We start from the raw sequence: 15,344 nt of genomic DNA, 5'->3' as shown, positions 1-15,344 counted from the left end.
GGGGTGCGCGCGGGTGACGTGGCAACCGTGGCGGATCTGCCCGCCCGCGAGGCAGCCCGGCAGGGCGCCGCCGGGGCGGGCAAATCCCCTTGGCGGTGCCCCGGCGCGCGGCTAGAAAGACGGTCCCACCAGACGAGGTCCCATCCGTGAGCACTGCCGCCCCCACCGACGCCGCCCCCCGTATCGCCCGCCTGATCGCGACAGAGATCAGCGCCCGGCCCGAACAGGTCAGCGCCGCCGTCACCCTGCTGGACGAAGGCGCCACGGTGCCCTTCGTCGCCCGCTACCGGAAGGAAGTCACCGGGGGCCTCGACGACACGCAGCTGCGCACCCTGGCCGACCGCCTGGCCTACCTGCGGGAGTTGGAGGACCGGCGCGGCGCCATCCTCAAGTCCATCGAATCACAGGACAAGCTGACGGATGAGCTGGCCCTGTCCATTGCCCGGGCCGAGACCAAGGCTCAGCTGGAAGACATCTACCTGCCCTACAAGCCCAAGCGCCGCACCAAGGCGATGATTGCCAAGGAGAACGGGCTGGAGCCGCTGGCCGAGGCGATCCTGGCCGATCACGCCGCCGACCCGGAGGCCCTGGCCGCCGCTTACGTCACCGAGGCCGTGCCGGACACCAAGGCCGCGCTGAACGGCGCGCGGGACATCCTGACCGAACGGCTGGCCGAGGATGCCGAGCTGGTCGGGTCACTGCGTGACTTCATGCAGCGCGCCGCCGTCATCCGCGCCCGCGTGGTCGAGGGCAAGGAACAGGAAGGCGCCAAGTTCTCCGACTACTTCGATCACACCGAAAGCTGGGCCAAGGTGCCTTCGCACCGGGCGCTGGCGATGCTGCGCGCCTCGAACGAGGGCGTGGTGACGGTGGAAATCGTCCCGGCCGAGGATCAGGCCGACCGCCCCGTCGACATGATCGCGGCCAAGCTGGGCGCCTCGGGCACCGGGCCGGGTGATGCCTGGCTGCGCAAGGTCGCCGGTTGGACCTGGCGGGTGAAACTGTCGCTGTCGATGACGCTGGATCTGCTGTCGGACATGCGCACCCGCGCCCATGACGAGGCGATCGGTGTCTTTGCCCGCAACCTCAAGGATCTGCTGCTGGCCGCGCCCGCGGGCGCCAAGGCGACCCTGGGTCTCGACCCGGGCATCCGGACGGGCGTCAAGGCCGCCGTGGTGGATGAGACGGGCAAGCTTCTGGCCACCGACACGCTTTACCCCTTCCAGCCGAAGAAGGACGTGGAGGGCGCCAGCCGCGCCATCCTGGCCATGGTCGCGAAACACAACGTCGGCCTGATCGCCATTGGCAACGGCACCGCCAGCCGCGAAACCGAACGGCTGGTGGCCGACACCCTGAAACGCCTGCCCGACAGCGTGGAAAAGCCCACCAAGGTCGTGGTCAGCGAGGCCGGCGCCTCGGTCTACTCGGCCTCGGAACTGGCGGCGCGGGAGTTTCCCGATCTCGACGTCAGCTTGCGCGGCGCGGTCTCCATCGCGCGGCGCCTGCAGGATCCGCTGGCCGAGCTGGTGAAGATCGAACCCAAAAGCATCGGGGTCGGCCAGTACCAGCACGACGTCGACCAGCACCGACTGGCCAAGTCGCTGGAAGCGGTGGTCGAGGATGCGGTGAACGCCGTGGGCGTCGACCTGAACACCGCCTCGGCGGCGCTTCTGTCTCATGTCTCGGGCCTCGGCCCGGGCCTGGCCGAGGCCATCGTGGCGCATCGCGAGATGGAGGGCGCCTTCCGCTCGCGCAAGGATCTGCTGAAGGTGGCGCGCCTCGGCCCCCGCGCGTTTGAGCAATGCGCGGGCTTCCTGCGCATCCGCGACGGGGCGGAGCCGCTGGATGCTTCCGCCGTCCACCCCGAAGCCTATGACGTCGCGCGCAAGATCGTCTCGGCCTGTGGTCGCGACCTGCGGCAGATCATGGGCAACGAACAGGCGTTGAAGGGGCTGCGGGCGGAGCAGTTCGTCGATGACCGCTTCGGCCTGCCCACGGTGCGCGACATCCTGTCGGAGCTGGAGAAACCGGGCCGCGACCCGCGTCCCAGCTTCAAGACCGCCAGCTTTGCCGACGGGATCGAGGAAATCTCGGACCTGCGCCCCGGCATGGTGCTGGAAGGCACGGTGACCAACGTCGCGGCCTTCGGCGCCTTCGTCGACATAGGCGTGCACCAGGACGGGCTGGTCCACGTCAGCCAGCTGGCCGACCGCTTCGTCAAGGATCCGCATGAGGTGGTGAAGGCCGGCGACGTGGTGAAGGTCACGGTGACCGAGGTGGACGCGCCGCGCAAGCGCATCGGCCTGTCGATGAAGAAGGACGGCGGCGCCTCGGCCCGCGATGCGAAACGCGAACGCGACGCCGGCCCCGCGGCTCCGCGCGGCAACGGTGGCGGGCGCGGTGGCCCCAAGGGGCGCGGCGGGGGCGGTGGCGCCCCGCGTGGCGGCCAGAGCGGACCGAAGAGCGACGCGCCCGGCGCCCTGGGCGCGGCCCTGATGGACGCGATGAAGAAACGCTGAGGCCCTGCCTCAGCCCTGCGGGAAGAAGCCGGTCATCAGCGGATCGGCGTAGTCGCGGATCAGCGCCGCGCGCGAGGGCCAGCGCCCGGCGCGCGCAGTCATGTCCACCGCCGAATTGATCAGCCCCATCACGCATTGCGAGGCGATGGCGGGATCGACGGCCCGGATCGTGCCCTCGGCGATCCCGTCCGAAATCATCCCGGCGAAACGCCGCGCCAGCCGGTCCGATCGGGCGATGGCCACGGGCCGGATCTCCTCCGGCAGGGCCAGCAGCGCCGTATCACGCAGAAGCGGTTCCTCCCCGCCCAGCTGGGCCTCCAGCAGCGTCGAGACGGCGGCGCCCAGCTTGTCCCATTCGCTCAACGGCAGGGCTGCGGCGCGGTGCTGGGCCGCCGTGACCCGGCTGAAGGAGCGGTCGAAACAGGCGCGCACCAGGTCGTCCTTGCCAGAGAGATGGTGGTAGAAACTGCCCTTCGACAGTTGCAGCTCGCCGGCGATACGCTCGACCGAGGCGCCGCGATAGCCCCGGTCGTTGATCAGCCGCGTGGCGACGCGCAGGTAGGCCTCGGGCGAGGCGCCCGGCGGCGGCGCCTCCTCTTCTTCGACCAGCAGGGGGGTGACCTGCCACCCCTGCCCCGAAGGCGCCAGCCCATACACCAGCAGATCCGCCAGCCGGGCCTCGACGCGGGGAAAATCCTCCACCGCGTAGAGGCGCTGCCAGGTCCGCGACCAGTGCAGCACATCGCAAAGCAGCTGCGCCCGGGCCAACGCGCGGCCCTTGCCGCCTGTCCCGCCCGCTTCCGACTCGGCCTCGCAAGGGCCGATCCGTTCGGCCACGCGGGCGACCAGCCCGAAATAGCGCGAGATCAGCCGACTGCGCGCCGGTTCCTCCAGCGCGCGCATGTCCGACAACACGGTCAGCGGCGCCTCTTCGTCCCGGCGGATCGCGGCGGCCAGGGCAAAGTTGCGGGCCAGCACCGCCTGCAGGTAGGCCCGCGGGCCCAGTTCCGGCGCGTCATCCGGGGCCAGGACACGGGCGAAACGGGCCAGCGCATCCTCGACCGCGGCCTCGGCCAGCAGCTCCTTCTTGCGGAAGTAGTAGGTGACGGAATTGGTGTTCAGCCCGACCATCGCGGCGACGCCCACAAGGGTCAGCCCCTTCAGGCCCCGTCCGGCGATCTGGCGGGCGGCGGCGGCGATGATCGCCTCGCGCTTCAATCGGTAGCGGTCGGTTTCGCCCTGGGCCTCGGCGGCAGGGCGTGGAAGGTCAGAGGCGTCCATCCCCCTCGATAGCAGCCGCCACGCGGGCTGTCATCCTGGCGTCACCGGCAACCGCCAGCGACACCTGCCTGTCCGGCTGCGCGACGCGGCGGTGGCGAAGACACCCCTGCCCCTGCTGATCAGGCCCTGTCCGAGGCGGCCCCGGTGACAGACGGGGCGCTGTAACGGTCGCGGCGGCGACCTTGCCAGCGCAGCCAGCCCGCGCCAGCCAGAAGCGCCAGCACCGGCGCCCCGATCAACCACACCAACGCCGCAAGCCCGAGCGGCGCCCCCAGAGAGAGCGCACCACCGGCGAGCCCCAGGGCCGCGGCACCGCCGAGCACCGTCAGGACGATCCCACCCCCGTCGGGCATCTGCGCGACGCCTTCGATATGCTGTTCAGCCATTTGACCCTCTCCTGTTGTCCACACGCGGACAGGATGGGCCAAAGGTCTTAATGCATGGTAACGCACCTCAGGCGTGATCGGGCGCCTGCGGGAAGAACCCCGAGACCCGGCGACCGAGCGCATCCATGTAGGTCAGGATCACCGGCACCACGACCAGCGTCAGCACCGAGGAGGAGATCAGCCCGCCGATCACCGCATGAGCCATGGGTGCGTTCTGCCCGGATCCGCCGTGCAGGTTCAGCGCCAGGGGCATCATGCCGAAGATCATCGCCAGCGTCGTCATCACGATGGGCCGGAACCGCGTCGCGCCCGCCTCGACCAGCGCATCGAACAGGTGCCAGCCCGCGCGCACGTGCTGGTTGGCATTGTCCACCAGCAGGATGGCGTTCTTCACCACCAGGCCCATCAGCATGATGAACCCGATCGCCGAGAACATGTTCAGCGTGGATCCCCCGACCAGCAGCCCCAGCATCACCCCGATCAGCGCCAGCGGCAGCGAGGACATGATGGCGAAGGGTTGCAGGAAGGACCCGAACTGCGAGGCCAGCACCAGGTAGATGAAGATCACCGCCAGCAGCAGGGCCGACCCCGCGGAGGAGGTGGTTTCGGCTATGTCCTCGGCGTCGCCCCCCATGGTGGCGCGGTAGCCCGGCGGCGTGGCCAGGGCGTCGATCTTCTCCTGCACCCCGGGGGTCACCTCGCCCGTGGTCAGCCCGTCGAGGTTCGCCGTGACCTGCACCGAGCGTTGCCGGTCCTCGCGGTTGATCTCGCCCGGTCCCTCGGTCCGCTCCACCTCGGCCAGCTGGTCCAGGCGGATCACCCCGCTGCCATCCGGCGCGGCGGCCACCGGCAGCGCGCCCAGGGCCGAGACATCGTCGCGGAACGCCTCGGGCAGGCGGATCGTCACGTCCACGGAATTGCCCTGCGGGTCGGTCCAGTCGGACACGGTGGAGCCGCTGAGCATCGGGTTCAGCGCATCGCCTACCTGGCGCAGCGACACGCCCAGGTCCGAGGCCGCGTCGCGGTCGATCCGGATGCCCACGGTGGGCTGCGGATCGTCGAGCGAGGTGCGCACGTCCACCAGCCCCTCGACCTCGCGCATGTCACGCGCCAGGTCTGCCGCCAGCCGTTCCAGCACATCGAGGTTGTCGCCGAAGATCTTCACCTGGATCGGCGCCTCGACCCCGCCCAGGCCACCGGCGGCGGAGACGATGTAGTCCGCCCCCGGCACGGCCTTCAGGCTCTCCCGTACGGGACCGGCCAGGTCATCTGGGGTCCTCTCCCGCTCCAGCGGGGGCGACATGCGGGCGTAGATCGTGGCGATGTTGCTGCCTGAGGCGGTGCCGGAGTTGACCGTGGCATAGGTGTCGATGATCTCCGGGAAGTCATCGCGCAGGACACGGTCGACCTGGGCGATCTTGCGCGCCGTGCGGTCGATGGTGGCGCCCACGGGCAGGGTCATCTCGATCTGGATTTCCGAATTGTCCGCAGGTGGCACGAACTCCGCCCCGACCATGGGGAAGGTCGCCAGCCCTGCCACGAAGGCCAGCACCGCCGACAGCAGGGTCATCTTGCGCCAGCGCAGGCAGATCCGCAGAAGCGCCACGTAGCGCCGCCCGATCCATTCGAAGAAGCGGTCGAACTGCGCCACCGCGCGTCCGACGATCCCACGTTTCGCATCCGGCGCCGCCGAGGGGTCGTACCAGACCGAGGACAGCATCGGGTCGAGCGTGAAGGAGACGAAAAGCGAGATCAGCACCGCGACCGACACCGTGACCCCGAACTGCAGGAAGAACCGGCCCAGGATGCCTTCCATGAAGGCCACGGGCAGGAAGACGGCGACGATCGACAGGGTGGTGGCCAGCACCGCCAGGCCGATCTCGTTGGTGCCGTCCAGCGCCGCGTCATGGTGCGTCTTGCCCATGTGCAGGTGGCGCATGATGTTTTCGCGCACCACGATGGCGTCGTCGATCAGGATGCCGACGGCCAGCGACAGCGCCATCATCGACATCATGTTCAGGGTGAAACCGAGGAAGTAGATCACCGCCATGGTGCCGATGATCGAGATCGGCAGGGTCAGCCCGGTGATCACGGTGGACCGCCAGGAGTTTAGGAACAGGAAGACGATGGCCGTGGCCAGCAGGGCGCCTTCGATCAGCATCGACTGCACCGACTCGAAGCTTTCCTCCACCGGCTTGGCGTTGTCGCGGATGACCTCCAGCGTGACACCCTCGAACTGGCTTTCGCGCGACATGCGCTCCAGCTCGGCGCGCACCTCCTCGGCCACGGCGACGGTGTTGGACCCTTGGGTTTTCACCACGTCCACGGCCAGCGCGCGGCGACCGTCCAGCATGGCCAGGCTTTCCTCGTCGGCCAAGTCCAGACCGATGTCGGCCACGTCGCCCAGGCGCACGGGCTGGCCGCCCCGCCGGGCGATGATGATGTCGCGGAAATCGCGCAGCTCGGGGATGCGGCCCTGCACCTGCACCGACTGCGCGCTGGCGCCGCCGGTCACCTCGCCCGCGGGCAGGTCGGTGTTGTCGGCACGCAGGGCGGCGATCACCTCGGACACGCCCAGCCCCAGGGCCGCCTGGCGATCCGGGTCGATCTCGATCTGCACCTCACGCGGCAGGCCGCCGACGACCGAGGCCCGCCCCACGCCAGAGATATTGGCCAGCCGGGTCGCGATCACGTCCTCGGCCAGCCGCGTCATCGTGCCTTGGGACATCTCGTCGGAGGAGATCCCGATGGACAGCACCGGCAGCTCGTTCGGGTCGAAGCGCAGGATCTGTGGCTCATCCGCGGCATCCGGGAACTCGCCCTCGATCTGGGCCAGCTTGTCGCGCACCTCCTGCGCGGCGGTGGCGCTGTCGACCTCCAGGTCGAACATCATCAGCACGAAGGAGGCGCTGGTCTGGGCGGTGGACTGGATGCTGTCGAGGCCGGAGATGGTGGACACCGCGTCCTCGATCGGTTCCACGATGTCGGCCTCCACCGCCTCCGGCGTGGCACCGGGGTAGGAGGTGACCACGGCGACCACCGGGAAATCCACGTCCGGCAGCTGTTCCACCGGCAGGCGCTGGTAGGAAAAGAGACCGATCACCAGCATGGCCACCATCACCATGGTGGCAAAGACCGGCTGGCCGACCGAGATGCGGGTGAGGATCATTGGTCCTCTCCCACCACCAGGATGCGGCTGCCGGCGCGCAGCTGATCCAGCGGTTGCGCGACGATCACGTCACCCGGTAGCAGGCCCCCGGCAATCTCCGCCACGGCGCCGGCCTCCCAGGTGCGGGCGACCTCGACGGGCTGGCGGACCACCCGGTCGCCCTCGCGTTTCAGGACGAAGGGGCCCTCGTCATCCTCGCGCAGGGCGTCGGCGGGGATGCCCAGGGCGTCCTCCTTTTCCTCCAGCACGACACGACCGGCGGCGAACATGCCGCCACGCAGCAGGGTCTCGGGGTTCTCGATCACCACGTAGACGGGCAGCATGCGAGTACCCTCGATCGCCACCGGGCTGATCCGGTCGACGGTGCCGGTGAAATCCCGGCCCGCAACCCCTTCGACCGACAGTTCGACCACCTGGCCCGGCGCCAGCTCGGGCGTGTAGCGGACGGGCACGGCGGCCTCGAATTCCAGCGTCGACAGGTCCACCAGCGACAGCAGCGCGGTGCCGGTGGCGACATAGGCGCCCGGATCGACCTCCCGCGCGGAGATCACACCGGCGAAGGGCGCCATGACGCGGGCGTGTTTCAGGCTTTCCTCGGCGTTTGCGACGGATTTCTCCTGCGCGGCCAGCGAAGCCGCAAGTTGATCCACCTCGGCCTGGCCGGCGTCCAGCTGGCTTTCGGGCGACAGGCCGCGACCGACCAGGGATTGCGTGCGCTCCAGCTGGGTCTGCGCCAGACGCAGCTGCGCGCGGGTGGCCTCTGCCGTGGCGCGCTGCTGGTCCAGCTGGTTGCGCAGGGTTTCCACGTCCAGCTGCACCAGGAGCTGGCCGGCCTCGACCGCGTCGCCCGCGCGCACCAGAACCTCGGTCACCCGGGCGGAAACCTCCGCCGGGATCGCCAGTTGCCGCGACGGCGACAGGGAGCCGGTGGCCTTCACCGTCTCGCGCAGGCGGGCGGGCTGTACCTCGGCCAGTTCGGAGGGCAGCAGTTGCATGACCTGATCGGCCGAGTCGGCGGCCTCCGTCGGCGCAGCCTCGCTCGCGACACCGTCTTCCGCGCTTTCTTCGCCGCGCAAGCTGGCCAGGGTCTCGGCCCCGCCGGAGATGTACCAGGCCGCGCCACCCGCCAGCGCCACGATCACCACCAGCCAGAGGATCCAGCCGCGCCGCTTCCGCGGCGGCTCGCCCGCTGCGGCCCGCGCCTTGGCGCGGCGCTCGCGGCGGCTCAGCGCCCAGTCGGGCTTCTCGGTTGCGTCCCGCGTCCCGGGCGCATCGCCGGTGCCGTCAGTCTTCGCCATCTGTCTTGCTCTCCCCCGGCTCGGCCTGGCAATCCTGCCCGACCCGCGCCGCCCATTCGTCCATGAAATCCGCCGAGCGGCGGTAGAAATCGGCGAAATCCTCGACCCGGCCCTGCGCCGCCGCCATGCCCTCCGGGAAGGCCCCGGCCAGCCGGGTGATCGCATCCGCGCTGGTGCGGAATCGCCGGGTCACCGTCTGCAACAGGGCCAGGCTGGGGTTCGGCACCGCCAGCCAGGCGTCCTGCCGCGCGCCCAGCGGGCGCACGCGGCGCAGCGCCCCGGTGTCTTCCAGCAGCCGTGCGTTGGTGGAGGCCGATCCCTTGGAGATCTGCAGCGCGTCGCACATCTGTTGCAGGCTGCGCGGCTCTCCGGCGACGATCAGGTAGGCCAGGACCTGCCCCGCGATGCGCGGACGCCCTTCGGAGTGCCAGAGCTGGCCCATGGCCTGGATGAATTCGTCAATCGCCGTATCGTTCATGCCGCCCGTGGTGACACGAGCGGCGATTCCGTTCAATCAGGAATGAACGCACTGAACGCAATGTGAACTCGCCTGGGCGGAGACCTGCCCCTAGTGGTGGGCGTCGCTGCTTGCGGCGCGGATCGTCTCGGCCCGGGCGATCAGGGTATCGGGGGCGGCGGCCAACGCCGCGCCCTCCACCTGCGACAGCGCCTCCGCCTCGTCGCGCGGCACGCCGAAACTGCGCAGCACGGCGGCGACGGACAGGCAATCATCGCCCGGCTGGTCGACCCCGGTTTCCTCGCGGATCAGCACCGATAGCACGGCGGTCTTCAGGATATTCTTCACCAGCCAGTCCGGCAGTGCGCAGAACCGCCCCGAGGCCGTGCCCTCCGCCAGGTAGCGCGGCAAGGGCTCCTCCAGCAGCTCGGCCGGGCCCAACCCCGTGCGGGTGGAGAAACAGCCGATGATCCGGTAGCGGCGACAGGTCTGGATGAACCGCTTGATGTCATGGGCCAGCGCCCGTGCCGGATCCTCGGAGACGCGCGGCTCCTGCAGCACCATCTCCAGAATCTCGTGGCCCATGGTGATCTTCGCGGCCTGCAGCAGCGCCTCCACCGTATCGAAATACTTGTAGAAGGTGCCCCGCGCCACGCCGGCCTCGGCGACGATGTCCTCGATCACCACGTCGCCATGGGGCTTGGCCGCGAAGACCAGCACCGCCGCCTCGATCAGGCGGTGGCGCATCTTCTCGCGGCGCTGCGCGGCGACGACCTTCCTGTGGTCCCCGGCCTTCCTGTGCTCTCCGGTCATGTCGCGCGCGCCTTCGTGGTGTCGTCACCCGCCTCGGGGCGCTTCACCCCGAAGACGGCGCAGTAGAGCGCTGGCGCGAACAGCAGGGTGATCAGCGTCCCGGCGATGATGCCGCCCATCATGGCGTAGGCCATCGGCCCCCAGAACACCTGGCGCGAGATCGGGATCAGCGCCAGCGAGGCCGCGGCCGCCGTCAGCAGGATCGGCCGGGCGCGACTGTCGGAGGCCTCGAACACCGCTTCCCAGCGGGTGCGGCCGCGATCCAGCAGGTCCTTCACCTCCTGGAAGAGGATGATCGAGTTGCGGATCAGGATGCCGATCAGGGCCAGGACGCCCAGGATCGCGACGAAGCCCAGGGGCGCGCCGGCGGGCAGCAGGGCCGCCACCACGCCGATCATCCCCAGGGGTGCCACGGCAAGCACCACGAACATCAGGCGGAAGCTCTGCATCTGGACCATCACCAGGGTCAGCATGATCAGCACCATGATCGGCACGATCGCCGCGATCGGCTCCTGGCTCTCGGCCGAGCTTTCGACAGAGCCACCCACCTCGACGCTGTAGGCCGCGGGCAGATCGGCGGCGAAGGCGTCGATGGCCGGGGCCAGGTCGGCAACCACCGTGGCGGGCTGATCGCCGTTGGTGATCGCGGCCTTGACGGTGATCGTCGGCACCCGGTCTTCCTGGTGGATGACGGGCTGTTCGGTGGTCCATTCCAGCCGGGCAAAGGCCGACAGCGGGATGGGCGTGCCCTGTGCATTGCCCAGCTGCAGGTTTTCCAGCGATTCCAGCGTCGTCCGATCCGCCTCCACGCCCCGTGCCAGCACCGAGATCAGCTTCGTCCCGCTGCGCAGGTCGGTGATCGGCGCCCCCTCGAAGAGGGAATAGAGGGCCTGGCCGACGTCCTGCTGGGTCAGCCCCAGCTGGCGCAACCGCGCTTGGTCCAGCACCACGCGCACGACGCGGGCCGGTTCGTTCCAGTCCAGAGAGATCGCCGTCAGGCGCGGGTCCTCGGACAGCGTCGCGGCCAGGTCGCGGGCGTGATCGCGCAGGGTTTCATAGTCCGGCCCGGCGACCCGGTATTGCACCGGCTTGCCCACGGGCGGGCCCATCTCGACGAACTTGGGGAAATACTCCGCCGCCGGGCGCGTCTTGTCGAAGGCCGCGATCTTGTCGCGCAGCCTGTCCCGTGCCTCGTTGGTCTCGGTCATCAGGATGATCTGGCCGATGTTGGGCGTCGCGGTCAGCGCATCCAGCGTCAGCAGGAAGCGCGGCGCGCCCCGGCCCACGTAGGTCGACCAGTACTGCGCCTCGGGCTGCTCGGCCAGCCAGGCCTCGAAGACCTTGATCTCGGCATTGGTGGCGTCGAAATCCGCGTTCTGGCGCAGGGTCACGTCCACCATGATCTCGTTACGGTCCGAGGTCGGGAAGAACTGCTGTTCCACCTTTTGCAGCCCGACGATGGAGACGCCGAAGGCCGCGACGGTCAGCACGATGGTCAGCCACTTGAACCGCATCGCCCCGCGCAGCACCACGTGGAAGGTCCGGCGGATGCGGCCCGCCTTGTGTTCCTCGTGCTTCATCTTGCGGGGCAGGAAGGTTGCCCCCAGCACCGGCGCGAACAGCACCGCCACCACCCAGGAGATGACCAGCGAAATGGCGATCACGTAGAACAGCGACCGGGTGTATTCCCCCGCCTGGCTGGCATTCAGCCCGATCGGGATGAAGCCCGCCACGGTGACCAGCGTGCCGGTCAGCATCGGGAAGGCGATGGAGGTCCAGGCATAGCTGGCGGCCTTGCCCAGGCTTTCGCCCAGTTCAAGACGGCTGATCATGGTCTCGATGGCGATCATCGCGTCATCCACCAGCAGGCCAAGCGCGATGATCAGCGCCCCCAGCGAGATCCGCTGCAGGGTAATCCCCATGGCATCCAGGATGACGAAGGTGATCGCCAGCACCAGCGGAATCGACAGCGACACCACCAGCCCCGCACGCAGGCCCAGCGACACGAAGGAGACGGCCAGAACGATCACCACCGCCTCGACCAGCGCCTTGACGAAGTGGTTGATCGATTCCTCCACCACATGCGGCTGGTCGGCCACCTTGTGCATCTCAATCCCCACGGGCAGCTCCTCGGCGATCCGGTCCATCAGACCGTGCAGATCCTCGCCGAAATCGAGGATGTTCTCGCCCTCGCGCATGCCGGTGATCAGCGCGATCCCCTCATCTCCGTTGAAGCGGAAGAGGGAGGACGGCGGATCCTCGTAGCCTGCGGTCACATCCGCCACGTCGGCCAGGGTGAAGAAGGTCTCGCCCGCGCGCAGCGGCGCATAGGCCAGGTCCTCGGCGGAGGTGAACTGGCCGGTGACCCGCACCAGGATCTGCTCCTCCCCGGTGTGGATGAAGCCCGAGGGCACGATGGCGTTCTGCGCCGCCAGGGTGTTCATCACCGTCTGTTTGTCGAGGCCAAGCGCGGCCAGCCGCGCGGTGGAGAACTCGACATGCACCACCGGGTCGCGCACGCCCAGAAGCTCCACCTTGCCGGCGGCATCCAGTTGCAGCACGGCGGAGCGCACCTCCTCCACCCGCTGTTCCAGTTCACGCGGGCTGAAGCCGTCGGCGGTGAAGGCGTAGATCGACCCGTAGACGTCGCCAAAGTCGTCGTTGAAGAAGAAGCCGCCGAATTCCTCCGGCATGTCGCCGCGGATGTCGGACATCATGTTGCGCACCTTCAGCCAGTTGGCCTCCACCGCCGGCCCGCGCACCTCGGGCAGCAGGTCGACGTAGACTACGGTCTGGCCCGGGTAGGTGACGGAGCGGGTGGTATCGAGAGTGTCCAGCTCCTGTAGCTTCTTCTCGATCCGGTCGGTGACCTGGGTCACGGTTTCCTCGGCCGTGGCGCCGGGCAGCGCGGCGGAGACGACCATGGTCTTGATGGTGAAGCTGGGATCCTCCTCGCGGCCCATGGAGGCGTAGGCGAAGGCGCCCGCGGCAAGGCTGATGATCATCAGGAACCACACGAAGGAGCGGTGGTTCAGCGCCCAGTCGGACAGGTTGAAGCCCTTTTTCATTGCTCACGCTCCCCGACCGGCTGGCCGTCTTCCAAGGACTGTGCCCCACGCACGATGATTTCGTCGCCCACGGCGATGCCGCTGCGAATCTCGACCCGGTCGCCGATCACGGCGCCCAGGGTGACCGGCACGCGATGCACCCGCCGGGCCCCCGGGCCCACGCGCCAGACCGCCGGATCGCCGTCGGCACCGATGACGGCGGCGCGCGGCAGGGTCATCACCGCCTCCGCCTCGGCCTCGTAGGTGGCGGAGATCAGGCTGCCGATGCGAAAGACGCTTTCGTCGCCGGTGATGGTCAGACGCAGGCGGCGCGCGCGCAGGGCCTCGTCGGCCACGGGTTCCACCAGGCGCAGGCGGGCCGGCACGGCGCGCTCGCCGCCTTCGTGGCGGCGCAGTTCGAATCGGGCGTCCTCCGGCAGCAGCGTCAGGAAATCGCCGGGCACGTCGATCACCGCCTCGCGGTCGGTCAGCCCCGCCAGCACGACGACCGTGGTGCCGGCCGACACGACGGTGCCGGTCTCGACGGGGGTGTCCAGCACAACGCCGTCCATCGGCGCGGTGAGGCTGCCGTAGGTCAGCGCCTCTTGGGCGGCGGCCAGATCGGCCTCCGCGGCGGCGACCTGGGCGGCGGTGGCATCACGGTTGGCCAGCGCCTGTTCCACCTGCGCCTGGGCGGCGATGTCGCGATCCGCCAGGGCGCGGACGCGGGAATAGCTCTGCTCGGCGAAATCGGCCTCGGCCTGCGCCGAGGACAGGGCGGCCTCGGCGGCGCGCAGGTCTTCCTGCAGGCTGACCCGGTCGAGCACCGCCAGCACCTCGTCCCGGGCCACGACATCGCCCGGCGCCACATCCAGCCGCGCGATGCGCCCGATGGTCTGGAAGGCCAACTCGGCCTGGTGCTTGGCCTCGATGGTGCCGGGGAAGGCACGCTGCCGGGTCGGGTCGGCGGAGACGATTTCGGTCACCACCGGACGCGGGGCACGGGCCTCTGCCGCCCCATCGGCAGCCTCCTCGGCGGCGCGGGATGGCAGGGGGGCGATCAGCAGAAGCAGCGCCGCCAGCAGCAGGGCCACCGGGGCGCGCCGGACATTAGCTTGATGGGTCATTGCGCATCCTCCAGCACGATCACCTGGCGCCCGGGGAACAGCGCATGCGACCCTTCGGCCACCACGCGATCCCCGCCGGTCAGCCCCGAGGCGACCTCGACCCGGTCCCGGGTGAAGCCCTCGATCTCGATCCGTTGCAATGCCACTTGGTCCGATCCCTCCGGCAAGCGCCAGACGGCCGGCGCGCCCCCTGCGGAGGTCAGCGCCGTCCAGGGCACCGAAATCACGGGCCGTCCGGTCAGGCGCAGCTCTCCGATGACGGCCTCGCCGATGGTGAATCCATGGGCCACCTCGCCGGTGATCGCGGCCTTGGCCGTCACCGTGCCGGTCTCGGCCACCACGGGGGAGACCTCGGTCACCGGCACGCGCAGGCGCACCTCGCCTTCAAGCGGGCGGATGGCGACCTCCTGGCCGAGGATATCCGACAGGCGCGGATCATCCGGCGTCAGGAACACCGCCTCGCGCCCTTCCAGCGAAGCAAGGGTGACGATCGGCTGCCCCTCCCCCACGACCTGGCCGGGTTCGGCGCTGCGGTCGGTGACGATGGCATCGTCCACGGCGGTCAGAATGGTATCCTCGAAGGCGCGGCGCGCGGTGGCCAGTTGCGCCTCGGCCTGGTCACGGGCGGCGCGGGCGGTCAGGTAGGCCTCGGTCGCGCTGTCCAGGTCCGCCTGGGTGCCCGAGCCGCGCTCCAGCAGGCTTTCGGCGCGGGTGCGGGCCTGATCTGCCTGGTCCAGCGCGGCCTGCGTGGCATCGACGGAGGCGCGGGCGGCGCGCAGGGCCGCCTCGGTGCGGGTCGGGTCGACCCGGGCGATCTCATCCCCCTTCTGCACCTCGTCGCCCACGTCGACGGCAACGGAAATCACCCGCCCGCCATCGCGGAACCCGGCCGGATAGCTGTCCAGCGCCTCGATGGTGCCGGTCAGGCGGATGCTGCGTTCGGGCGCGGTCATGCGGGCATCGACGACGGTCACCGGCAGGGCCGAGGCCGGGGTCGAAGCCTGGGTCGCCTCCTCCGCCGCGCGGGCGACGGGCGGCAGGGCCAGGGTGATGAGAGCAGGCAGGGCAAGCAGGGCCAGTGCCCCGCGCCGGGTCGGTGTTCCTGTCATGCAGGCCTCCTGAAACGCGCCGGTTCGAGGCGAAGGGATTCACCGAAATGACACGAATGTCAAGATGACATCAGTGTCACCGTTCTGTCGTACGCCGGTGCGGCCCCCTTCCCCCGCCCTGTACGAAAAGGGCCCCGC

At 69.6% G+C, this 15,344-nt stretch carries 10 protein-coding genes; 1 reads left to right on the top strand and 9 read right to left on the bottom strand.

The features are described from left to right. The first annotated feature begins 146 nt into the window (after positions 1 to 146). Entirely contained in the window at positions 147 to 2,519 is a 2,373-nt protein-coding gene (locus LC066_RS17720; RefSeq protein ID WP_224901813.1) for a Tex family protein, read from the top strand. A gap of 9 nt (positions 2,520 to 2,528) precedes the next feature. Here LC066_RS17720 and LC066_RS17715 read toward each other — a convergent pair whose 3' ends face one another. The 9 genes from LC066_RS17715 to LC066_RS17675 form a co-directional block, all read right to left on the bottom strand. After that, positions 2,529 to 3,800, bottom strand: coding sequence for a TetR/AcrR family transcriptional regulator (locus LC066_RS17715; protein WP_224901810.1), 1,272 nt, complete (start codon positions 3,798 to 3,800; stop codon positions 2,529 to 2,531). Between the two features lie 119 nt (positions 3,801 to 3,919). Then, positions 3,920 to 4,186 (bottom strand): hypothetical protein, encoded by a 267-nt coding sequence (locus LC066_RS17710; RefSeq protein ID WP_224901807.1) that lies wholly within the window; start codon positions 4,184 to 4,186, stop codon positions 3,920 to 3,922. 67 nt (positions 4,187 to 4,253) lie between these two features. Continuing rightward, positions 4,254 to 7,355 carry an efflux RND transporter permease subunit gene (locus LC066_RS17705; RefSeq protein WP_224901804.1) on the bottom strand — a complete coding sequence of 1,034 codons (3,102 nt, stop codon included), beginning with the start codon at positions 7,353 to 7,355 and terminating at the stop codon, positions 4,254 to 4,256. Further along, complete coding sequence (locus LC066_RS17700) at positions 7,352 to 8,653, bottom strand: efflux RND transporter periplasmic adaptor subunit (protein WP_224901801.1); 1,302 nt, start codon at positions 8,651 to 8,653, stop codon at positions 7,352 to 7,354. Before LC066_RS17700 ends, LC066_RS17705 begins: the two co-directional genes overlap by 4 nt. After that, a complete protein-coding gene (locus LC066_RS17695) occupies positions 8,640 to 9,131 on the bottom strand; it encodes a GbsR/MarR family transcriptional regulator (protein ID WP_224901798.1) in 492 nt (163 codons plus the stop codon). Before LC066_RS17695 ends, LC066_RS17700 begins: the two co-directional genes overlap by 14 nt. Positions 9,132 to 9,221: 90 nt before the next feature. After that, a complete protein-coding gene (locus LC066_RS17690; protein WP_222479728.1) occupies positions 9,222 to 9,923 on the bottom strand; it encodes a TetR/AcrR family transcriptional regulator in 702 nt (233 codons plus the stop codon). After that, the gene (locus LC066_RS17685; RefSeq protein ID WP_224901795.1) at positions 9,920 to 12,991 is read right to left on the bottom strand and encodes an efflux RND transporter permease subunit; all 3,072 of its coding nucleotides are present in this window, start codon (positions 12,989 to 12,991) and stop codon (positions 9,920 to 9,922) included. Before LC066_RS17685 ends, LC066_RS17690 begins: the two co-directional genes overlap by 4 nt. After that, the gene (locus LC066_RS17680) at positions 12,988 to 14,097 is read right to left on the bottom strand and encodes an efflux RND transporter periplasmic adaptor subunit (RefSeq protein WP_224901790.1); all 1,110 of its coding nucleotides are present in this window, start codon (positions 14,095 to 14,097) and stop codon (positions 12,988 to 12,990) included. The genes LC066_RS17685 and LC066_RS17680 overlap by 4 nt, the downstream gene beginning before the upstream one ends. Continuing rightward, complete coding sequence (locus LC066_RS17675; protein WP_222479722.1) at positions 14,094 to 15,206, bottom strand: efflux RND transporter periplasmic adaptor subunit; 1,113 nt, start codon at positions 15,204 to 15,206, stop codon at positions 14,094 to 14,096. Before LC066_RS17675 ends, LC066_RS17680 begins: the two co-directional genes overlap by 4 nt. Positions 15,207 to 15,344: the final 138 nt, after the last annotated feature.

The sequence above is a fragment of the Pseudooceanicola marinus genome (genome assembly GCF_020177265.1).
Lineage (GTDB): Bacteria > Pseudomonadota > Alphaproteobacteria > Rhodobacterales > Rhodobacteraceae > Pseudooceanicola > Pseudooceanicola marinus_A.
Note: the sequence above shows the minus strand (reverse complement) of the source record. Positions and strands in the feature narration are given on the sequence as shown.